Origin of the sequence: Neobacillus niacini (assembly GCF_000759675.1) — a bacterium.
GTDB lineage: Bacteria > Bacillota > Bacilli > Bacillales > Cytobacillaceae > Neobacillus > Neobacillus niacini_A.
The window spans coordinates 202702-223909 of record NZ_BAWM01000152.1; the positions used below are offsets into that span (position 1 = coordinate 202702).

The 21208-nt window shown below is 38.0% G+C and carries 19 protein-coding genes and 1 other annotated feature; of the genes, 5 read left to right on the top strand and 14 right to left on the bottom strand.

Annotated elements, in window-relative coordinates:
* Positions 1 to 289 precede the first annotated feature (289 nt).
* The 3 genes from TR08_RS27380 to TR08_RS27390 are packed head-to-tail and all read right to left on the bottom strand — an operon-like array spanning position 290 to position 4717.
* Positions 290 to 1633, bottom strand: a complete 1344-nt coding sequence (locus TR08_RS27380) for a sigma-54-dependent transcriptional regulator (protein ID WP_193747862.1) — start codon at positions 1631 to 1633, stop codon at positions 290 to 292.
* Entirely contained in the window at positions 1602 to 3710 is a 2109-nt protein-coding gene (locus tag TR08_RS27385; RefSeq protein ID WP_238579261.1) for a PAS domain-containing sensor histidine kinase, read from the bottom strand. Before TR08_RS27385 ends, TR08_RS27380 begins: the two co-directional genes overlap by 32 nt.
* Positions 3710 to 4717 (bottom strand): ABC transporter substrate-binding protein, encoded by a 1008-nt coding sequence (locus tag TR08_RS27390; RefSeq protein WP_045523687.1) that lies wholly within the window; start codon positions 4715 to 4717, stop codon positions 3710 to 3712. The genes TR08_RS27385 and TR08_RS27390 overlap by 1 nt, the downstream gene beginning before the upstream one ends.
* A gap of 136 nt (positions 4718 to 4853) precedes the next feature.
* On the opposite strand from TR08_RS27390, the gene TR08_RS32880 reads away from it, so the two are divergent.
* Positions 4854 to 5006: a hypothetical protein gene (locus TR08_RS32880; protein ID WP_193747863.1), complete on the top strand. Its 153-nt coding sequence runs from the start codon at positions 4854 to 4856 to the stop codon at positions 5004 to 5006.
* 55 nt (positions 5007 to 5061) lie between these two features.
* A complete protein-coding gene (locus TR08_RS33745; RefSeq protein WP_274521061.1) occupies positions 5062 to 5193 on the top strand; it encodes a hypothetical protein in 132 nt (43 codons plus the stop codon).
* On the opposite strand, the gene TR08_RS32270 is transcribed toward TR08_RS33745, so the two are convergent.
* Together TR08_RS32270 and tyrS are read right to left on the bottom strand one after the other, a co-directional pair.
* A complete protein-coding gene (locus TR08_RS32270; protein ID WP_152597540.1) occupies positions 5190 to 5378 on the bottom strand; it encodes a DUF6954 family protein in 189 nt (62 codons plus the stop codon). The two genes, TR08_RS33745 and TR08_RS32270, sit on opposite strands and share 4 nt — an antisense overlap.
* Positions 5379 to 5596: 218 nt before the next feature.
* Positions 5597 to 6853 (bottom strand): tyrosine--tRNA ligase, encoded by a 1257-nt coding sequence (gene tyrS / locus TR08_RS27400; protein ID WP_045523690.1) that lies wholly within the window; start codon positions 6851 to 6853, stop codon positions 5597 to 5599.
* Between the two features lie 54 nt (positions 6854 to 6907).
* Positions 6908 to 7123 (bottom strand) — a binding site (T-box leader).
* Positions 7124 to 7268: 145 nt separating this feature from the next.
* Between tyrS and TR08_RS27405 the strand changes: the two genes are divergently transcribed.
* Positions 7269 to 10013 (top strand): transglycosylase domain-containing protein, encoded by a 2745-nt coding sequence (locus TR08_RS27405; RefSeq protein WP_045523692.1) that lies wholly within the window; start codon positions 7269 to 7271, stop codon positions 10011 to 10013.
* 37 nt (positions 10014 to 10050) lie between these two features.
* On the opposite strand, the gene TR08_RS27410 is transcribed toward TR08_RS27405, so the two are convergent.
* Genes TR08_RS27410 through TR08_RS27420 form a run of 3 tightly spaced genes read right to left on the bottom strand, consistent with a single transcriptional unit; the run spans position 10051 to position 12532 of the window.
* Positions 10051 to 11226, bottom strand: coding sequence for an acetoin utilization protein AcuC (locus TR08_RS27410; RefSeq protein ID WP_045523694.1), 1176 nt, complete (start codon positions 11224 to 11226; stop codon positions 10051 to 10053).
* Positions 11223 to 11870 (bottom strand): acetoin utilization AcuB family protein, encoded by a 648-nt coding sequence (locus TR08_RS27415; RefSeq protein ID WP_045523696.1) that lies wholly within the window; start codon positions 11868 to 11870, stop codon positions 11223 to 11225. The genes TR08_RS27410 and TR08_RS27415 overlap by 4 nt, the downstream gene beginning before the upstream one ends.
* Positions 11871 to 11899: 29 nt before the next feature.
* Entirely contained in the window at positions 11900 to 12532 is a 633-nt protein-coding gene (locus TR08_RS27420; protein WP_045523697.1) for a hypothetical protein, read from the bottom strand.
* A 201-nt stretch (positions 12533 to 12733) separates the two neighbouring features.
* Here TR08_RS27420 and acsA point away from each other — a divergent pair, with 201 nt between their 5' ends.
* Entirely contained in the window at positions 12734 to 14452 is a 1719-nt protein-coding gene (acsA, locus tag TR08_RS27425; RefSeq protein WP_045523699.1) for an acetate--CoA ligase, read from the top strand.
* A 103-nt stretch (positions 14453 to 14555) separates the two neighbouring features.
* Here the strand turns inward: acsA and ccpA are convergent, their stop codons facing one another.
* From ccpA to TR08_RS27450, 5 genes are all read right to left on the bottom strand, one after another.
* Complete coding sequence (ccpA, locus tag TR08_RS27430) at positions 14556 to 15554, bottom strand: catabolite control protein A (RefSeq protein ID WP_045523701.1); 999 nt, start codon at positions 15552 to 15554, stop codon at positions 14556 to 14558.
* A gap of 223 nt (positions 15555 to 15777) precedes the next feature.
* The gene (locus TR08_RS27435; protein ID WP_045523703.1) at positions 15778 to 16854 is read right to left on the bottom strand and encodes a bifunctional 3-deoxy-7-phosphoheptulonate synthase/chorismate mutase; all 1077 of its coding nucleotides are present in this window, start codon (positions 16852 to 16854) and stop codon (positions 15778 to 15780) included.
* A 217-nt stretch (positions 16855 to 17071) separates the two neighbouring features.
* On the bottom strand, positions 17072 to 17404 hold the full coding sequence (gene ytxJ, locus TR08_RS27440) for a bacillithiol system redox-active protein YtxJ (RefSeq protein ID WP_045523705.1): 333 nt from the start codon (positions 17402 to 17404) through the stop codon (positions 17072 to 17074).
* A gap of 88 nt (positions 17405 to 17492) precedes the next feature.
* The gene (locus tag TR08_RS30590; RefSeq protein ID WP_052427652.1) at positions 17493 to 17861 is read right to left on the bottom strand and encodes a YtxH domain-containing protein; all 369 of its coding nucleotides are present in this window, start codon (positions 17859 to 17861) and stop codon (positions 17493 to 17495) included.
* 28 nt (positions 17862 to 17889) lie between these two features.
* Positions 17890 to 18351 (bottom strand): DUF948 domain-containing protein, encoded by a 462-nt coding sequence (locus tag TR08_RS27450; RefSeq protein WP_045523707.1) that lies wholly within the window; start codon positions 18349 to 18351, stop codon positions 17890 to 17892.
* Positions 18352 to 18564: 213 nt separating this feature from the next.
* Between TR08_RS27450 and TR08_RS27455 the strand changes: the two genes are divergently transcribed.
* Positions 18565 to 19680: an aminopeptidase gene (locus TR08_RS27455; RefSeq protein WP_045523710.1), complete on the top strand. Its 1116-nt coding sequence runs from the start codon at positions 18565 to 18567 to the stop codon at positions 19678 to 19680.
* A gap of 192 nt (positions 19681 to 19872) precedes the next feature.
* Here the strand turns inward: TR08_RS27455 and murC are convergent, their stop codons facing one another.
* The gene (gene murC, locus TR08_RS27460; protein ID WP_045523713.1) at positions 19873 to 21174 is read right to left on the bottom strand and encodes a UDP-N-acetylmuramate--L-alanine ligase; all 1302 of its coding nucleotides are present in this window, start codon (positions 21172 to 21174) and stop codon (positions 19873 to 19875) included.
* Positions 21175 to 21208 lie beyond the last annotated feature (34 nt).

Sequence of the window (21208 nt, forward strand, 5' to 3'; positions counted from 1 at the left end):
TTCACATCCTTTTGTAAATAATCTCTATTTTTATTAATGCAAGTTGCGTGCCAACTTTTTAGAAATGAGGAGAAAATATTATTTTTTCAAAAAAAAAAACTCTCAAGCCCTTGTGCATTTTATGGATTTATAAACATGACATTATTGTGAACAAAAAAAAACGACCTGAAGGGGATGATTTTTTCCCTTCGGTCGCATTGTATTTTGACATTTTGTCATGGTCTTTTAAAAATATGTATGTCATTTTGTCACAGCAATAGTTTTCTTGCCATTTTGTCATACCTTCCTTTTATTCCTTCAACTGAAAGTGCTCGATCTTTCGATATAGATTGCGTACACTGATGCCAAGGATTTCGGCTGCTTTCGTTTTATTCCACTCCATCTGCTTTAAGGCATTTTCAATATGTTCTTTCTCCATATCTTCAAGGGAACAGAGTTGATTGGCAGCAACCTCAGCAAACACATTATGTTCTTTTTTATCTAGTGGCAAAAGCAAATCTTCCTTCTCAATCATGTTGCCTTTTGAAAGAAGAACACCGCGCTCAATCAAATGACCTAATTCCCTAACGTTTCCAGGAAAACCATACTGTTCAAGCGCAGCTCGCGCAGTAGCAGAAAGCTTCTTATCGGGATTTTTTGTTTTACTAATAAAGTAATCAATCAAAGCGGGCAGATCTGATTTTCTCTCTTGTAGTGCCGGAATCATTAGTTTGACAACATTTAACCGATAATAAAGGTCTTCACGAAAACGACCTTCTGCTACTTCCTTTTCCATGTTGCGGTTTGTGGCTGCAACGATGCGGACAACAATATGCCGCTCCCTTACATCCCCAACCCTTCGAAATTCGCCTGTTTCAAGAAACCGCAGCAATTTCACTTGAAGGGAGAGCGGCATTTCACCAACCTCATCAAGAAACAACGTTCCTCCTTTAGCCGCTTCCACCAAGCCTTTTTTATCTTGGCTTGCGCCTGTAAATGCACCTCTGACATGGCCAAAAAGCTCACTTTCTAGCAAATGCTCCGGCAGGGCACCGGAGTTCACCGGAACAAATGGCTCCTCGGCACGGGTGCTCCAAAAGTGTAAGGCTTTAGCAATCAACTCTTTACCTGTTCCACTTTCTCCTTCAATCAAAACAGGTACGTCACTATCGGCAATTCTTTTAGTCATATTCAACACTTCTTTAAAATTGGGACTGTCGCCAACCAGAGTAAATTCATTATGCTGAGCAATAATAGTTTTCATGCTGTCATTTTTCTCTTTTAATCGTTTATTTTCATATGCTTTGGCAATCATTACCTCCAGCTCTGAAAGATTATAGGGCTTAGTAATATAGTCCATCGCTCCTAGCTTCATTGCTTCTATCGCCGTATCAATTGTGCCATGTCCTGTTAGAATGAGGACTTCACATTCAGGTTGAATTCGTTTCGATTCTTTTAACAGGGTAATTCCGTCCATTTTAGGAAGACGGATGTCATAGATTGCAACATCATAATCATTTTTTTTTAGTAATTGGAGTGCATCTTCAGCATTACCTGCACTATCAACCACGAACTCTTTTCTCTTAAAACGCCTTACTAGGAGTTCAAGCAAATCTTTTTCATCATCCACAACTAATAGCTTTATTTTCGTCATGATATCCCTCCGTTCCAATTGCAGCCAAAAGACGAATGATTATGGTTGTTCCTTCACCGAGTGTACTTGTAATCTCAATGTTGCCGCCAAATTGTTGTATAATTCCATAGCAGACCGATAAACCGAGTCCCGTTCCTTTTCCTACAGGTTTCGTCGTAAAAAAAGGATCAAATAACTTATCCATGACATCCTCTGATATTCCGTGGCCGTTATCGATAACCTTAATAAGTATTTCTTGTTCAACCAAAGTTGCGGAAATGACAAGGTTGCCCTCAAGTTCCATTGCGCCCACAGCATTGTTAATCAGATTAACCAGTACCTGCATAAGCTTTAAACCATCGCCAATAACAGGTGGTAAACCCTTTTCAACGTCAAGCTCCAATTGAATCCTGTTCTTCCGTAATTGATATTCCACCAGACTGACACTGTCTTCAATCGTTTTCTTTATATTGATAACCTCATTCGTCCAGTCTGCTTTCCGGGAGAAATTAAGGAGATTACTTGTTATCTTTTTACAACGTTGCGTATTCTCTTTTATTTTTCCAAGGTAGTATTCCATTTCTTCTGCATCTAATGTTTCATCGTCAATCTGAATACGGTCCATCATATCCTCTGCATAAACATTAATGGTTGTCAGCGGATTGTTCACTTCATGAGCAAAGCTCGAAGCCATTATTCCTAAGGCACTTAACTTATCCGTTTGGACAATCCTTTCCTCCATTTGCTTTTGTTCGGTAATATCCTCAAGAACGACCAAAAATTCCCCTTGTTCCTCGATGGCATGATTGAGTTCAAATACGCGATGCCTAAAGATACGTTCCGCGCTATGATAATCCTTTATCTTCATTAATTTTTCGACGTTACCCGTTAAATTTGAACAGGTTATTGGACAATCCTGACAAGGAGAATCCTCCCCGCCAATACTGGCATAACAAGGCAAAGTCAACCGATCCTCCTGCAACCAGCTTTTTAATATTGGATTCATCCAAGTAATCGAATAATCCTTTGTCACTAGTGCAAGCCCAGAACCAATCCCATTTACGACTACATTTAATCTTTCTTTTTCCTGCTCGAGTAACTTAGACTTTTCAAGCAACTCCTTGCTCATACTGTTGAATGTAATTACAAGTTTTCCAAGCTCGTCTTTCCGGTCAATGTCAATGGTGCGTGTATTCCTTCCTTGTTTAAGCCTATTCATTTCACGGTCAATCTGGACAATTGGCCTTGTAAAATAAAGCCCGGCCGAAATACTTATTAAGCTGACTGTCAATATTACCAATGCTACAGCTGCTAATCCGTTTTGGAGCATACTGTTAATCGGTTCAAAAGCGGTTGCTTTCGGCTGTTCCATGACAAGTTCCCAGTTAATTTGGTTGATTTTCGCCCTAACTCCAAGCACATTCTGATTTTGAACTAGAGGTTGTTTTTGCCATAGCTTGCTGTAATCTTGGTGTGCTATAATCCTACCATTTCGATCAAGCAAATAAATATACGAGGAATCGTCCTGTCGAAGAGATGAAATTTTTCCAATCAATTTCTGTAACTGGACAACCACACCAATCGCTTTCTTTCTATTATTCTCATAAAACGGGACAGCAAGTTTCATAACAGGTTGACCATATTGGTTAAATTCAACCTCCCCAAAAACCTGGTCTTCTGTCTGCAACTTAAACCACATATCATCCGTGAACCAACGTTCATTTTCACCGGGGAGATTCAGTGAATAACGGGAAACTCGTTTCACAACAAACCCTTTTTCATTTGTTACGACTGCTTCTTCAATAGACTCATTTTGAAGCAGTTCATAAAAGGCACTTTCTCCCTGATCCACCTGTAAAAGTGACGCTAACACATGACTGCTTTGGAAAATCTGAGTAAAATCTGCTTCGATCTCGTGCGATAAACTTTCTAGCACGAGATTTTGTTTTTCATAGATTCTTGTTTCAAGATCAGATTTCACATAAAAATAATAGCAAGAACTAATTAATAACAGGGGAATGGATGACATCACCACTCCAAAAACTAAAACTTTAATGTGAATCGTTTGAGATTGGAAATAATTGAACAAGGCTCTCACTATTTTTCCCCTCTCGCAATTTGATCGGGATAGATATACTCGGCGATTGAGAGTAAGTCTTGATTATATAAAACATCTATTGCATCCTTTGTTTCCTTGTTAATCACAAATCTGATGCTATCTGGCAGCTCTACTGGCAAGTCAGCCGGAGAATTACCATTGATAATCAAACTAACAAACCGCGCTGCCTGGTATCCTTGAGAATAGAAACTTGCCCCATAACTTGCAAGCATACCCTTTTCCGCCTCAAACTCATAAAGACCCATGGCGGGAATTTGTTTATCGGTAGCCAGTGAAACTAGTTCATCTGTCAGTGCTTCAATTCGAAAGCTTGGAAGGATAAGGAGTGCTTCTTCTTTCTTGATGCTATTTCGCAAATTTACATTACTATTCTTACTCACATCATATGGGTGAATCCTAATATTCAATTTTTTTGCAGCCTCTTTTGTTTCATTTAGACTTAACTGACTGATTTCTATTTTGCTATCATAAATAACGTGTACCAATTGAATACTAGGCACTAAATTCGTCAATAGTTCAAGCCTTTTCCCTGAAATACTTGTATGGTAATTATTAATACCTGTAAAAAGGCCCCCTGGCGACCGGTAATCTTCAATCAATCCAAGTTCTTTCGGTGCAGCAACACCAGCAAAAACAACCGGTATCCTTTTATTCTCCTCACTCATCTCTTCCTTTAATAAGGTTGACTCCACTCCACCGAGTGTCACGATTATATCTGGATTATCATCAAGAAGAGCAACAATCTGCCGTTTCATTTTGTCTTCATCATCATTGGCATTTTTTACAATGTAGGTAATTTCCTTATTATCAAAACCAAGTTCTTCCAGCCCCTTTTTTAGTCCATTAAATTTCTGGTCTCGGTTTTTTCCTATCATCAATACGCCGACCTCAAATGGTTCCTCCTTTTGATGGAATTGTAAAACGCTAAATATAATTGCAGTAACCGCGATAATCGTTACTATAAACAAATACCATTTAGTTTTCATAAATATATCCACCCCACTATTACTTTTCATTTTCACTATAACGAAAAAAGTAATATTACTATCATGGAAAATAGGAATTTTTATTGAACTTATAAAAATGAAAAAATAAAAGTACTATGGTAAAGGAGGGAAAATGATGACTTATAGAAAATTTCTACCTATTCTTTTTATGATGATTGCTATCTTTTCTTTCATATTTGCCTGTGGAGGAGAAAAAAACAGAAAAAAAATTAATCAACTGAAAGCAACAATGAAAAAAACTGAGTTATATAAAAACGAGTATGGATGACTTAAAGGATAAAAATGATCCCTTTAGTGAATCAGTAAAAAAAGGGTACAAACTAATGAATGAAACACAAGTACTTTTAAATGACTATGTAAGGAATCAATTATCCTGTTCTAGTTGCCATGGCAATGCTGGTCTTGATTCGACTTCAAGCTTTAAAACCGTGCCAGCAGTGGCACGGTTTTTTTAATTCCTTTTTATCCACTTTAGCGCTCTTGAATATAAAAATCCAAGTAAAGCATATAGTAAGACAACTACTGCTGTTGTCCAAATTCGTTCTTGTATCACACCATCAGCATACAAAACTGGACCTAGTCCAAATAAAGTGACGAGTAAAAGGAGAATGATAAAAAAAGCATGGACTAGAAACTTCATAAAGTCACCACCAAATGTCCTTCTTATACTATAAGACGTCGTCCCTCTGTTCGTTGTTACACTCTTAAATATTTTGACCAACTTTATTATTTTGTTACTGTACTCATTGTGACCGAATTTCCACTCCCCCCAATTTTTCGGGCACAATCATGCAACTTACTCTTTAAAATGAATAAAAACCGGTCCCATTATATTCATAAGACCGGTTTTGCTAGTGATTAATATTTAATTAACGAGTATTTCTTTTTACCTCTTCTAATGATCGTAAACTGACCTTCAATTCGATCAGTGTCTTGTAATACATAGGATGTATCTGTAATTCGTTCTCCGTTCACTGTAATCGCACCATTTGTGATATCTTCTCTGGCCTGACGCTTGGATGGAGAAATTTTCGCAGCAACTAATAAGTCAACCAAGTTTCCATCTGTTTCAGCCGCATTAAAGGAAGGAACATCTTTGAACCCTTGCTCGATTTCTGAAGCAGACAGGCTTCGAACATCCCCACTGAATAATGCTTCCGTAATTTTAATCGCCTGTTGCAGAGAGTCTTCACCATGAATAAGACGAGTCATTTCCTCAGCCAATGCCTTTTGTGCTAGACGTAAATGAGGTTCTTCTTGAACAGACTTTTCTAGACCTTCGATTTCTTCGTGGGACAAGAACGTAAAGTACTTCAAGTATTTAACAACATCTGCATCCGCAGTGTTAATCCAGAATTGGTAGAACTCATAAGGGGTCGTCTTCTTAGCATCAAGCCAAATGGCTCCACCTTCTGTCTTCCCGAATTTTGTCCCATCCGCTTTTGTAACAAGGGGAATCGTCAATCCAAATGCCTTAGCACCTTCTGGTTGCATTTTACGAATTAGTTCTAGTCCGGAAGTGATATTACCCCATTGGTCACTTCCTCCCACTTGCATTTTACAATTGAAGTTCTCGTAAAGGTGATTGAAATCCATTGCTTGCAGAATCGTATAAGTGAACTCTGTAAATGAAATACCCGATTCAAGTCTTGAAGCAATGGTATCCTTTGCCAGCATATAATTGACTCCAATATGTTTACCAATATCACGTAAGAACGTAACAATATCCATTGATCCCGCCCAGTCATAGTTATTTACCATGACAGCACCATTTTCACCATCAAAGTCAAAAATCGCTGTTAACTGCTTTTGAATCCCTTCGACATTTTTTTGTACCGCTTCAAGTGTTTGCAGCTTTCGCTCTTCACTTTTTCCACTAGGGTCACCAATTAGCCCTGTTGCACCGCCAACTAAAACAACGGGACGATGTCCATGCTGCTGAAATCTTCTGAGTGTTAAAAACGGCACCATATGACCGATATGCAAGCTGTCTGCTGTTGGGTCTACTCCACAATAAAGAGAGATTTTCTCCTTACCGATCAAATTCTTAAGACTTTCTTCATCTGTTTGCTGGTAGACAAGGCCACGCCATGCTAAATCTTGTAATAAATCCATTTTTTTATCCTCCATATTCTTCAATATAAAACAAAAAAGCGCCCCTGCAAAAAATGCAGGGACGCATAACGCGCGGTACCACCCGGCTTGAGGAAAAAAATCCTCCAACTCGAAAAATTAACGGTTTAGACCGTTCTCCGCTACTTCTATTTTCACAGAGAAAGCTCTGGGACGTAATTCACTCTTCTATATGTGTCAGCTTTCACCAGCCGCTGACTCTCTAATAACAGGGATAGAAGACCTACTGTAGATTCCCTTCATAGCTTGATTATTAAAATTATAACTTATAGAATTTTTACCATAAATTATATCTACTGTCAAACATGAACTGGTAATATCAGAAAAATGTAGAAGTTTGTCATTTTTGCAATCTTCATTATGCTATAATATATGTGATTTTAAAAGAGGTGATTCTATGAATGATAAATTTCAAGCGTGGATTGAAAAAGCAAAGTCCATATCTAACTTGTTTACCCATAAAAAGACAGTAAAAAGCGCACGTATTACGTACCAGGTCTTTTGGAACCTTTTGCTGCTGATTATAACTGTCGTCATCCTTGGGGGAGCATTTGCTACGGGTGTGGGTGCGGGATATTTTGCCTCGCTTGTTAAGGACGAACCTGTCCGGTCTTATGACAACATGAAAAAGGACATTTATAATTATACGGAAACATCGGACTTATATTTTTCTGACAATGTCTATCTTGGTAAGCTGCGTACAGACCTTGAACGTGAAGAAGTGAAAATTGATCAAGTATCTGATTTTCTAGTAAAAGCAGTAATTGCAACGGAAGATGAGTATTTTTATACACACAAAGGAGTTGTCCCAAAAGCTGTTTTTCGGGCACTTTTCCAAGAAGTAACAAACTCTGCTGTTCAATCAGGCGGCAGTACATTAACACAGCAATTAATCAAAAACCAAATTTTAACGAATGAGGTCTCATTCGAAAGAAAGGCAAATGAAATTTTGCTTGCCCTTCGTCTAGAGAAGTTCTTTAGTAAGAAAGAAATTTTGGAAGCTTACTTAAATGTTTCAACATTTGGAAGAAACTCATCAGGTAAAAATATCGGCGGTGTACAAGCAGCGGCAAAAGGAATATTTGGGAAAAATGCCAGCGAATTAAATCTTCCACAAGCTGCCTTTATTGCTGGTTTACCGCAAAGTCCCTTTGGCTACACACCTTTTACAAGAGAGGGTACCGTGAAAAATAATTTAGAACCTGGTCTTACCCGAATGAAAACGGTTCTAAAAAGAATGTATGATGGCGGTCATATCAATGATACGCAGTATGCAGAAGCCGCAGCCTATGATATCACCAAGGATTTTATTCCTGCCGGGGACAACCCGCTTGAAAAATATCCATACTTAACATTTGAAATTGAAGAGCGGGCTATCGAAGTATTAACCAATGTATTGGCCAAAAACGACGGCTTTGAAGAAATAGACTTAAAAGAAGATGAAAATCTTTATTATAAATACAGAACATTAGCGAGCCAAAATTTACGGCAAAATGGATACGAAATTCATACAACTATTAATAAAGAAATTTATGATGTATTCCAGGATGTAAAGAATAACTACCCGAACTATGGACCTGATAAGGACCAGGAGAAGCTGGATCCGGAAACAGGTGAAACGATTATCGTTAAGGAGCCTGTTGAAGTGGGTGCCATGCTTATCGAGAATAAAACGGGTAAAATAATCAGTTTTGTGGGTGGAAGAGACCATAATAAACAAGAACTTAATCATGCAACTAGTGCTGTTCGTCAAAATGGTTCTACGATGAAGCCACTTCTCGTTTATGCACCAGCTATTGAATTGGGGAAAGTATCACCAGGCACACCATTACCTGATGTTGCTTTAAGGCTTGATCCAAGCAATTCAAGACCTTGGCCAAACAACTATGACAGACGGTACAGTGGTATCACATCAGCAAGACATGCACTAAAAAAATCTTATAACGTTCCTGCTGTTAAGCTATATAAAGATATAATAGACCAGCAGCCTGCAAAATATCTTGAAAAAATGGGCTTTACATCCTTAAGAAGTGAGGATTATACCAATCTCTCAACCTCTATTGGATCAATGAAAAATGGGGTAACAGTCGAAGAAAACACCAACGCCTTTGGAACCTTTGCGAATGAGGGTAAATTTATTGATGCATACATGATTGAAAAAATTGTCGATAAAAACGGTAAAACCATATATCAACATGAAGTGAAGCCTGTCGATGTATTTAAACCACAAACTGCATTTTTAACGCTCGATATGATGCGGGATGTTATCAAAAGTGGTACGGCCGCGAGTATTAATAGTAAATTAAAGTTCAGAGCAGATTGGGCAGGTAAAACAGGAACGGGGCACGATTTCCATGACGCGTGGTTTGTTGCTACCAATCCAAGTGTAACATTTGGAATTTGGACAGGCTATGACACGCCAAAATCATTAAATACCGGCGGAATGTCTTACTCACAAAGAACCAATAACCTATGGGCTCAATTAATTAATGCAGCTTATGATATTAAACCAGAATTAATAAATCCGAATGAATCATTTTCTGTACCAGATGGAATTGTAAAGCGCTCGTTTTGCGCCGTTTCAGGCTTGTTACCTTCAGATGCCTGCTCTAAGGCGGGCTTAGTTGAAAGTGATTACTTTAACGCTGAAAATGTTCCTACCAAACGAGATGATAGCTTGATTGCAGGAAACTATGTGCAAATTGGTGATAAAAAGTATCTAGCTTTAAATTCAACACCAGCAGAATTTTCCCAACAAGGAGTTATCCTAAATCCTGATTTCATTGCACAAATGGTGGGCAATAATTTTAGTAATACGAGTCAGCTAATACCTAAAACGGAACGTTGGGGTAAAATCCTTGTTCCAAATGATAAGATCGTCGATAACGGAAAACGTCCTGACGGGGTGACCCTATCTCTATCCGGAAACAATTTAATATGGTCAGCACCAGCGGATAATGATATTGTTGGGTATCGAGTATATCAAAACGGATCAAAGATCACGAGTATCATAAGTGGCTCTAGTCTTTCCTTTACAGCCCCTAACGGTTCATACTATGTAACTGCAGTAGATATCGCAGGGAACGAATCACCACCATCTAATATGGTTGATGTTGGTATTGCAACTACACCTACACCTTAATGAATAACAATAAAGGAGCTTGGATATCCAAGCCCCTTTATTTTTTAGATTCACTTTTTTGATTATTTCTGATTGGATACAGTGCTTTTTCAAGAGTGAGTAAGTTCTTTTCTGTTATTTCAGCTTTACGAGGAATTGGCTTATACATATCATCTGGGTCATCCCAATTCATCGGAAGACTGACAGGTGCTTTATCTTGCCAATAGTCAAGCCAATCCTTTGGTAAACTTCCATAACAGTTTGAGTTTTCAGTCATTTCCATCCATATAAGTGCCCAAGCTCTAGGAACAACACGCCAAATGTCATAACCTCCGCCGCCGACTGCAATCCATTTACCTCCGCAATATTGATGAGCAATTTCATGAGCAAGCTTTGGGATTTCACGATAGATTTTCATCGTAGCTGATAAATGAGTTAATGGATCATAATAATGGGAGTCTGCTCCATTTTGAGTCAGAATAACATCCGGTTTAAAAAAATCAGCTACTTCTTTTAGTGATTGAGTATACATATGAAGCCATGATTCATCTTCAGTGAATGCATCCACTGGAATATTAAACGAATAACCATACCCCTTTCCTTGCCCTCTTTCGTTAACATTACCGGTACCCGGAAAAAGGTATCTTCCCGTTTCATGAATGGACAGGGTACAGACATTGGGTTCATCGTAAAATGACCACTGGACACCATCACCATGATGGGCATCTGTATCTACATAAAGAACCCTGGCATTATATTTATTTTGTAAATATTTAATAGCTACTGAACTATCATTATAAATGCAAAATCCAGAAGCTTTTCCGCGAAATCCATGATGCAATCCTCCACCTAGGTGAAGGGCATGGATTGCCTGTCCTGTCATTACTTGATCGACAGCCGTTAATGCCCCCCCAACAAGTAGAGCGCTAGCTTCATGCATATTAGGGAATATTGGTGTATCTTCCGTTCCTAACCCATAGTTTTCAGCCACTTGCTGCGGAAGCTGGCCATATCCTGCCATTTTTACTGCGTTAATATAGCTTGGGTCATGTACAAGGCTGAGTTCCTCCTCTGTTGCCATTCTTGGAGGAACCACCTGCATATTGTCTAAGGCATATAATCTATTTAACAAATCTACAGTTAGTTTAAGTCGAAACTGATTAAAAGGATGATTATTGCTGAATTTATAATTCAACAATTCTTCTGAAAATACAAATGAACATGGATCGGTCATAGGGAAACACCTGGCAGATTTGGCCATAGAACGTCATAGCCAGATTGTTTTAAATCCTGGATTAGTACAGTAGGATTCATGGTTTGCAATCTAACAACGAGTATTTTGAATTGGTCATCCTTTTTGTCTGGATAAACGAGTACACTCAAAATATTGGCTTTCCGATTCTTTATTATACTCGTAATATCACTAAGCTTTCCTGCAAGATTAGGTACCCTTATTTCAATTTGAGAACCAGGTTGATGGGCACCAGTCAACTCAACGAGCGTTCTTAACAAATCGGTTTCAGTAACAATTCCAACGAGCTTCTGATTGTTTGTGATCGGAAGGCAGCCAATTTTATGCTCATAAAACACTGCTGCTATCTCCTCCACAAAATCAAGAGGATGGCCAGTGATAACGTCTTTTTTCATTATGGAATCAACAGGTTTTTGCAGATCCTCCAAATGTTCGTTTGCACGAAATATAGATGGAGCAGCATCACGTATATCAGATAAGGTTACAATGCCTACAAGCTGTTGATTGGCATTTATAACGGGTATATGCCGGATTTTTTTTGACTCCATTAATCTCATTGTGTCAGTAATTGAAACCGTTGGATTAACCGTGACAATCTCCGTTTTCATTATTTCTTCTACTATCATCCGAATGGCCTCCTCAATTGAATTTCGTATCAATACATAAATCGATTCATAAATCGAAGTCGATCAAACCTTTGGATTGTCTCCACATCCACCCTTTTTCCAATTCTCGCCATCAAACAGTTAGCAGGGTGTGAACAAATCTCAGGGTCATCCGTTGCATACCATTGGAGGCCGCCCGCAGTCATCATTTTCTCCATGATTTTTCGATACTCCCAAACATTTAATCCTGTTCCCTTTAAATCCCAATGCCAATAATATTCCGTGGTAATAATTAAGTAATCCTCCATGGCATCATCCATCATAGAAACGGTGAGGAGATTTTTTCCGACAGCGCAGTCTCTAAATTGAGGAATTACCTCAATGGCTCCCAATTCAATTAAATTATCCATTTTGTCTTCAGACCATCTTTCAAGAGGATCTGGAAAAAGGTATGTTACATAACCAACAATGGTATGGTGATGCCTTGCAATAATAATTCGCCCCTCTTCAAGTTGTGCAATCCCAACTAGCGCTTGATGCTGCTGGTCTGGGGGACGAAAAGCGGTAAGATGTTCGTGAAATTCATATTTAGCAAGTTTATCTGAGGAAATAGGACCTTCGATAATTAAGTTTCCTTGAGGGGTTTTTATTTCTTTCGCATTGTACGTTTTTTTGTGTTCCATCCCTACACCACCTGAAAAATCATTCGCGTATCATTTCTATTATACATAATTTTTATCATTTTTTAGCTACTCTCCATAATTTTCTGTTTAATTAGAAAACTATGTGACAATTTCCTGAAATAAAGAAAAACTTTTTTAAAAATTGAGAATAGTTTCTATTTGTACTATAATAATCTCATACTAGCATAAGGGGGAAATTGAATGAAAGTGGAAAAGCTGCCAGTTATGCAAGGGGAGCATAATTTAGCAAATTATAAAGAAAAGTATAAGAACTTCAGTTGGGAGGAGACTGAAAAGGAATTCTCCTGGCATGAAACAGGACTTGTTAACATGGCTTACGAAGCTATTGACCGTCATGCAGAAACTTTTCGAAAAAATAAGGTAGCCCTTTATTATCGTGATAATACTAGAAATGAAAAGTATACCTTTAAAGAAATGAAAGAGCTTTCAAATAAAGCTGGTAATGTCTTAAAAACTTATGGAGATGTAGAAAAAGGAGATCGCGTTTTTGTATTTATGCCTAGATCACCTGAACTATATTTCACTGTATTGGGTGCAATCAAGCTTGGAGCGATAGTTGGCCCATTATTTGAAGCCTTTATGGAGGGTGCCGTCAGGGATCGTTTACAAGATAGTGAAGCGAAAGTCTTGGTGACAACACCTGAATTATTAGATCGTGTTCCTGTTGATGAGCTGCCAGCATTAAAGCATATTTTCCTTGTCGGTCAAAATGTAGAAGAACAAGGACCATTCATTGACTTTTTGAATAAATTCGAATCTGCAAGCAACAAGTTGAGAATTGAATGGGTGGATCGTACAGATGGACTCATTCTTCATTATACTTCTGGTTCAACTGGTAAACCAAAAGGAGTATTGCATGTACATAATGCAATGATTCAACAATATCAAACAGCCAAATGGGTTTTGGATCTAAAAGAAGACGATGTTTATTGGTGTACAGCTGACCCAGGATGGGTTACAGGGACATCTTACGGTATTTTTGGACCATGGTTAACGGGAACTTCCAACGTAATTGTTGGGGGACGTTTTAGTCCTGATACTTGGTACAAAATGATTGAAGACTTTGGTGTTACCGTTTGGTATAGTGCTCCTACTGCTTTCCGGATGTTAATGGGGGCAGGAGATGAAATTGTAAAGAAATATAATTTAAGCAGCCTTCGCCATGTCCTAAGTGTTGGGGAGCCATTAAACCCTGAGGTAGTAAAATGGGGCGTAAAGGTCTTTAACAAAAGAATTCATGATAACTGGTGGATGACGGAAACAGGAGCACAGCTGATTAGTAACTATCCTTGTATGGAGATTAAACCAGGGTCTATGGGTAAGCCGATTCCGGGAGTTGTAGCTGCTATCGTCGACGACCAAGGCAATGAACTTCCTCCTTACCGCATGGGGAATCTTGCTATTAAGAAGGGCTGGCCATCCATGATGTACACCATTTGGAATAATCGTGAAAAATATGAATCCTATTTCATGCCAAGCGGATGGTATTTTTCTGGTGATTCAGCCTATATGGATGAGGATGGATACTTCTGGTTCCAGGGACGTGTGGATGATGTTATTATGACATCTGGTGAACGAGTTGGACCGTTTGAGGTGGAAAGCAAGCTTGTTGAACACCCTGCTATTGCAGAAGCTGGAGTAATTGGAAAGCCTGACCCTGTACGTGGCGAAATTATTAAGGCTTTTATTGCACTAAGAGACGGCTATGTAGCTTCAGATGAACTTAAGGAAGAAATCAGGCTTTTTGTTAAAAAAGGTCTTGCAGCACATGCAGCCCCTAGAGAAATTGATTTCCGAGATAAGCTTCCGAAAACTAGAAGTGGTAAGATTATGAGACGTGTCTTAAAGGCATGGGAGCTTAACTTACCAACAGGTGACCTTTCAACAATGGAAGATTAAAATGAAAAAAGCAGTTCTAAACATATGTTTAGACTGCTTTTTTTCGTTTTGTCCAGCTCCAGCTCCAACGCATAGCCCCTCGAGGTCGCTTCCGCTTTTCTTTTTAATTAGTTGATTGACGGTGCTCGATGCGATGTGGAAGTACAACAGTTTGTTCCTCAACCTCTTCTTTGTTCATTAATTTGGTGAGTAAACGCATAGCCACAGCTCCGATATCGTATAAAGGCTGAACGATTGTGGTCAGCTGCGGGCGAACCATTAGTGAAAGCCTTGTATTATCAGATGTTATTACTTCAAAGTCTTCAGGAATTTTATATCCTTTATCCTCAGCACCATGAACAACACCCAGCGCCATTTCATCTGAGCCAACTAGTATTGCAGTTGGTCTATCAGGGGCTTCTAATAATTTATCGAATGCTTCTAAGCCAGAGTCGTAGGTGTAATCACCTTCTACAATAAGTGACTCATTAAAAGTTATTCCTGCTTCTACTAGAGCTCGTTGATAACCCTTAAGTTTTTTGTGGATATTTTTCGGCTCTTGTAATGGTCCAACTACAAATGCAATATGCTTATGACCTTTTTCAATAAATTCATTTACTGAGTCATAAACGGCTTGCTCATAATCTATATTAACAGACGGAATCTGTTCAGATTCTTCAATAGATCCAGCTAAAACAATTGGAACTGGTGACTTTCCAAATTCCTCCACATGTTCTCCTGTAATATTTCCGCTCATAAATACAATACCATCCACTTGTTTTCCTAGCATTGTATTTAATAAGTGTAATTCTTTCTCTAAGTTTTGATCGGAATTGCTTAAAATAATATTGTACTTATACATGGTTGCTATATCTTCGATACCACGAGCTAGTTCTGCAAAAAAGATATTCGAAATGTCGGGAATAACTACCCCAACCGTTGTTGTCTTTTTACTAGCCAATCCCCTGGCAACAGCATTAGGACGGTAGCCAAGTCTTTCAATAACTTCTAATACTTTTTTTCGAGTAACAGGCTTTACATTTGGATTTCCATTGACTACACGTGAAACGGTTGCCATCGAAACATTTGCTTCCCGGGCAACATCATAAATTGTAATATTCACGTTTAACACTCTCCTTAAACACGCAACGTATTTTTCTTTATTTTACAGCATTTTTCAACAATTTAGTCATTGTGAGAAAATATACAAACTTTTATATGTATTTAATCATACGATAAGTACAATCAAGTCGCAATGATATATGTTCTCATTTTCACTATATTTTCATTATTTAATGTAAAAAGACCTTCTGCAAGACATACAGAAGGTCTCTTTTACTTATACATTAAATTCTAACTAAGTTGGAAGCGAGCAGTTCACTATAAAAAGTATTAAACTGATCAAGATTCATTTGCTGCTGAGCATCAGAAAGTGCTACCGCCGGATCTGGATGAACCTCAGCCATTACCCCATCAGCGCCAATCGCAAGTGCAGCTTTAGCAGCTGGAAGAAGTAAATCTCTTCGACCTGTTGAGTGAGTCACGTCCACCATTACTGGTAAGTGTGTTTCTTGCTTTAGAATCGGTACGGCAGAAATATCAAGGGTATTTCTTGTTGCACGTTCGTACGTTCTAATTCCACGTTCACAAAGAATTATTTGCCCATTTCCTTGTGCCATAATATATTCGGCAGCATTAATAAATTCCTCAATAGTAGCAGCTATACCACGTTTTAAAAGAACTGGCTTATTCACTGCACCAGCTGCTTTTAATAATTCAAAGTTTTGCATGTTACGGGCACCAATTTGAATAACATCAATATAATCAATAGCCATCTCAATGTCCGCTGGATTTACAATCTCACTAATGACAGCCATATCATATTCATCTGCCACTCGTTTTAAGATTTTTAACCCTTCAACTCCAAGACCTTGGAAATCATATGGAGATGTTCTAGGCTTATAGGCACCACCACGAAGCAGCTTTAACCCTTTTTCTTTCATTGCTTTTGCAACAGTTGCAACTTGTTCATAAGACTCGACAGCACATGGACCAAAAACAAAATGTTGCTTCCCGTCTCCAACTGTTTCACCTTTTAAAGTAACAATTGTGTTTTCCGGCTTCTTCTTTCTAGAAACAAGAAGTGCTTTTTGGTGATCATCTTTTTGCAAATCTAATCCAGCCTTGAAAATTTCCTTAAATAAATGGTCAATGGTTGCATTATCAAATGGCCCATCATTATGCTCTTTAATAATATCAAGCATTTTTCTTTCACGGACGGGATCGTATTTATAAACCCCTTGAGTTTCTTTTGCTTTCCCAATCTCTTGGACGAGTTGAGCTCTTTCATTAATTAGTTTCAATAATTCTAAGTTAAGATCATCGACACGGTTCCTTAATAGTTCCAAATTACTTTTGCTCATTTTTTGCCCCCGCCCTTTCAATAGCTGACAGAATAATCCAGAATACTGTCAGTTAGTTCCCATATAATAAATTAATTAACAATTCAATAATTAGGGTTTATTATATCTGATAAGTTCTTTTTTGTCACGTCTTTTTTCTTTAACAATTAAACGCTTTTAAGCGCTAAAGTGTTATCGTTTATAAAAGACATTCTATGCAGTGAAGTTTATATTGTGCCTATAAATTTTCACTTGTTGCATTTGTCAAAGAACGTTTTGTAATTTTCCAGTGAGAGGCATTCCAAATCGCCTCACCCTTATTTATTAACAATGCTTGAGGGGATTCGTGTTTAATTTCAAATTTCTCTGCAATTTCATTAGATAGTGGTCGTGCGTCTTGAACGGCTAAATAATAGGTTGGCACGCCTTGGTTTTCCCCTGCGTATTTTTCATATTCCTGATAGGCTGCATGACTAATTGGACAAGTTAAACTATGTTTTAAAAGGAAAAATTTATCTTTTTGCTTTAATAAGTCTTCAAATTGTTCTAATGTATCAATTTTTTTTAGCATATTCTATCCTCCAAATAATAAACGGTGAAGTCATTCTATCACTTCACCGTTTTTGACACAAATAATTCGATTAATTTTTTGAAAATTCTTAATGTGTTACCTTATATTCTTCCTCTTCAAACGCTTTTTTTGCTTGTTCTAATTTTTTTCTTATCGCAAGTTCATCAACTGAACCTTCTTTATTTGCTTTTGGCACACCACCAATTGGAATATAATTTTCTTCTTCTACATCCAGTGGTGTCCTTGTTTTATTCATTAGTTGAACCGTTTTTTCCTTTAATGTACCCGCTTGATTGTTAAGTGTACTTCGAATCTCTCTACCTGATTTAGGGGCTAAGAAGATTGCTGCAGCTGCACCCACAAGTCCGCCAATCAGTGCACCTAGGAAAAAACTGCTCGATGAGTCTTCACTTTTGTTTTGGTTTGTTTCTCGCAATTCGTAATCTTTACTACTCATAATGGATTCCTCCCTTATATAATAAATACTATCTTGATCTAACTCTCTTAATCTCCACATCATTACTTTCTTTTTTTACTTGCTTCTTAGCATTCCATTTATCTTTTAGTTCAAGGAAAACGTTACTCCATTGCACAATTTGGGAGATTTTTTCTTTATTTTCTTCAACTTGTATATCAAAAGATTCTGTTAAAGTTTTTAATGTACCATTGAATTTATTTACTGTCGTCCCAACGTCTTTTACCACAGAGACAACACTATTTAAACTCTGTGATTTCTCCTGAATATCATCCGCAAGAGCATTCGTTTTCTGTAAGAGTACAGTCGTTTCTTGTGTGACTCCATCCAACTGTTTTTCTAATCCAGTTAACGTTTTGGAAACACTTGATAGAGTTTCTTGGAGAGATTTTAGTGTTTTGGCTAAGTAAATGACAAGCACTAAAAACGCAATCGCAATCAAAGCGACGCTTAAGTATAAAATAATTTCCATTCTTTTTTACCTCCGCTTATATACCATTATGTATTACCTATCTCGAGCAGTGTTAAACCTGGATAGGTATCTTACACTACTTCAAGATGATTGTCTCATTTTCCTGCAATGGATTACAATACGTTTTACTATTAAGTTAAATATTTCTCACTTTATCAAGGAATCGGTTACAATAGATTATGTATTTACATTTTTTTGTTGGAGGCGTAAAACATGAGGGATCTACGTATTGAAAAACTAGCAAAAAATTTAATCAACTACTCGGTAGAGCTGCAAAAGGGTGAAAAGGTTTTAATTGAAAACTTTGGCCTGCAGCGTGAGCTTGTTACAGCACTTGTTAAGGAAGCCTATCTTGCTGGTGGATATCCATTTGTACTTTTAAAGGACCAACAAGTAGACCGTGCTTTATTACTTGGTGCCCAGGAAGAACAATTCAATATGATTGCTGATTTTGAAGCAAATGTTATGAGCAAAATGGATGCGTACATAGGCCTGCGATCTGGTGATAATATTAACGAGCAGGCTGATGTTCCAGACGATAAGGTGAAGATTCACGGCAATACGATTGGTAAAAAGGTTCATCGCGACATCCGCGTTCCGAAAACAAAATGGGTTGTCCTTCGCTACCCTACATCAAACATGGCCCAGTTAGCAAAAATGAGTACAGAGGCATTCGAGGACTTCTATTTTGATGTTTGTAATTTGGATTATGGAAAGATGGATAAAGCCATGGACAGCCTTGCCGAATTGATGAACCGTACCGATAAAGTCCGTCTCACAGGACCTGGAACCGACCTTAGCTTCTCTATTAAAGATATCCCTGCAATAAAATGTGCTGGACATGCAAATATTCCTGATGGAGAGGTATATACCGCACCAGTACGTGATTCAGTAAATGGAGTTATTTCTTATAATACCCCATCGCCTTATCAAGGGTTTACTTTTGAAAATGTAAAACTAACATTTAAGGATGGTAAAATTGTTGAGGCGGTTGCCAATGACACTGAGCGAATTAATAAAATATTTGATACAGATGAAGGGGCACGCTATGTTGGAGAATTTGCTATCGGCGTTAATCCATATATCTTAAACCCAATGCAGGATATTTTATTTGATGAAAAAATCGCGGGCAGTTTCCACTTTACACCAGGTCAATGTTATGATGAGGCATTTAATGGTAATCACTCAAATATTCACTGGGATATGGTTAACATTCAGCGTCCAGAATATGGCGGGGGAGAAATCTATTTCGATGATGTGTTGATTCGTAAAGACGGTCTTTTTGTTATTCCTGAATTAGAAGGATTAAACCCTGAAAATCTTAAATAATTCAAAAAAGGATGTCCGTTTGGTTACGGGCATCCTTTTTTGTGGCTAGTTCCAGCGACCAGCGGCTAGTGTACTTCACCCTTTTCCCTACAATAAGTCAACATCGGATCGCTAACGCTCTCCGTGTTTCCTTTATCTCAGTCAAAGAGCTCCAGTCCATACGCCTCTAAACGGTCGCTTGCACTTTTCTTGTTATAGGGTTAACTGGTTTTCATAGGATTCTTGGAATTTTTGGATATCTCCCGCACCCATAAAAATAATTACGCTATTTTTATGTTTCTCAAGCAAAGAGGTATTTTCTTCCAATAAAATTTCCGCACCTTCAATTCTTGTCTGTAGATCTTTTATCGTCAGTTTTCCATGGTTTTCTCTTACAGAACCAAAGATTTCACACAAATACGTTTTATCCGCAAGTCTCAAGCTTTTTGCAAAATCCTCTAGAAAAGCCTGTGTTCTTGAAAAAGTGTGCGGCTGAAATACGGTTACAATTTCTCGGTCTGGGTACTTTTGATTAGCTGCATCGATAGTAGCTTTTATTTCTGTTGGGTGATGGGCATAATCGTCAATTAAAATTTGTGACCCAATTCTTTTTTCGGAAAATCTTCTTTTCACACCTTGGAAGGTGTTCAATTCTTCCTTAACAATTGAAACATCGATTTCTTCATAGTGGCACACCCCAATAACAGAAAGCGCATTTAATACACTATGCTCACCGAAAGTAGGGATGGTAAACGTATCATAAAATGTATTACGAATAAATACATCAAATGTTGTTCCACTAGTACTTTTCACAAGATTTTTGGCTTGGTAGTCATTTTCCTCACCAAAACCATAAAACAATACAGGGACCTTTGCCTGGATTTTTTGAAGTTGTTCATCATCCCCATATGCGAATATCCCCTTCTTAACTTGAACAGCCATTTCTTGAAATGCCGAAAAAACATCATCAATATTGGCGAAATAATCAGGATGATCGAAATCTATATTTGTCATGATCGCATAATCAGGAAAATAGGACAAAAAGTGTCTTCTGTATTCACATGCTTCAAAAACAAAATATTTAGAGCCCTCTTCGCCCTTACCTGTACCGTCACCAATTAAAAACGAAGTCGGCTTTGCGCCCTTAATGACATGCGCTAGCAGTCCAGTTGTAGACGTTTTACCATGTGCACCAGTAATAGCCACACTAGTGAAATTATGCATAAAATCGCCTAAAAATCGGTGGTAACGAATAATCGGCAGCCCGAGCTTCATAGCCTCTTGAATTTCCTCGTGAGTATCAGGAAATGCATTACCAGCAATAATTGTCATCCCCGGCTTAACGTTTTCCTTATTAAAGGGGAGAATCTTTATTCCTGATTGTTCAAGGGCCAGTTGAGTAAAAAAGTGCTTTTCGACATCGGAGCCTTGTACATCGAATTTCATATCATGGAGAACTTGTGCTAATGCACTCATTCCTGACCCCTTTATACCTACAAAATGGTAAATAGTCATATAAAGAACCTCCAACCAACGTCTATCTGTAAAA

What these genes read in the sequence shown, in the direction of transcription:
- TR08_RS27380 (WP_193747862.1), bottom strand. Translation starts at nt 1,633, where the DNA reads ATGACGAAAATAAAGCTATTAGTTGTGGATGATGAAAAAGATTTGCTT.
- TR08_RS27390 (WP_045523687.1), bottom strand. Translation starts at nt 4,717, where the DNA reads ATGAAAACTAAATGGTATTTGTTTATAGTAACGATTATCGCGGTTACT.
- TR08_RS32880 (WP_193747863.1), top strand. Translation starts at nt 4,854, where the DNA reads ATGACTTATAGAAAATTTCTACCTATTCTTTTTATGATGATTGCTATC.
- TR08_RS33745 (WP_274521061.1), top strand. Translation starts at nt 5,062, where the DNA reads ATGAATGAAACACAAGTACTTTTAAATGACTATGTAAGGAATCAATTA.
- TR08_RS32270 (WP_152597540.1), bottom strand. Translation starts at nt 5,378, where the DNA reads ATGAAGTTTCTAGTCCATGCTTTTTTTATCATTCTCCTTTTACTCGTC.
- tyrS (WP_045523690.1), bottom strand. Translation starts at nt 6,853, where the DNA reads ATGGATTTATTACAAGATTTAGCATGGCGTGGCCTTGTCTACCAGCAA.
- TR08_RS27405 (WP_045523692.1), top strand. Translation starts at nt 7,269, where the DNA reads ATGAATGATAAATTTCAAGCGTGGATTGAAAAAGCAAAGTCCATATCT.
- TR08_RS27410 (WP_045523694.1), bottom strand. Translation starts at nt 11,226, where the DNA reads ATGACCGATCCATGTTCATTTGTATTTTCAGAAGAATTGTTGAATTAT.
- TR08_RS27415 (WP_045523696.1), bottom strand. Translation starts at nt 11,870, where the DNA reads ATGATAGTAGAAGAAATAATGAAAACGGAGATTGTCACGGTTAATCCA.
- TR08_RS27420 (WP_045523697.1), bottom strand. Translation starts at nt 12,532, where the DNA reads ATGGAACACAAAAAAACGTACAATGCGAAAGAAATAAAAACCCCTCAA.
- acsA (WP_045523699.1), top strand. Translation starts at nt 12,734, where the DNA reads ATGAAAGTGGAAAAGCTGCCAGTTATGCAAGGGGAGCATAATTTAGCA.
- TR08_RS27435 (WP_045523703.1), bottom strand. Translation starts at nt 16,854, where the DNA reads ATGAGCAAAAGTAATTTGGAACTATTAAGGAACCGTGTCGATGATCTT.
- ytxJ (WP_045523705.1), bottom strand. Translation starts at nt 17,404, where the DNA reads ATGCTAAAAAAAATTGATACATTAGAACAATTTGAAGACTTATTAAAG.
- TR08_RS30590 (WP_052427652.1), bottom strand. Translation starts at nt 17,861, where the DNA reads ATGAGTAGTAAAGATTACGAATTGCGAGAAACAAACCAAAACAAAAGT.
- TR08_RS27450 (WP_045523707.1), bottom strand. Translation starts at nt 18,351, where the DNA reads ATGGAAATTATTTTATACTTAAGCGTCGCTTTGATTGCGATTGCGTTT.
- TR08_RS27455 (WP_045523710.1), top strand. Translation starts at nt 18,565, where the DNA reads ATGAGGGATCTACGTATTGAAAAACTAGCAAAAAATTTAATCAACTAC.
- murC (WP_045523713.1), bottom strand. Translation starts at nt 21,174, where the DNA reads ATGACTATTTACCATTTTGTAGGTATAAAGGGGTCAGGAATGAGTGCA.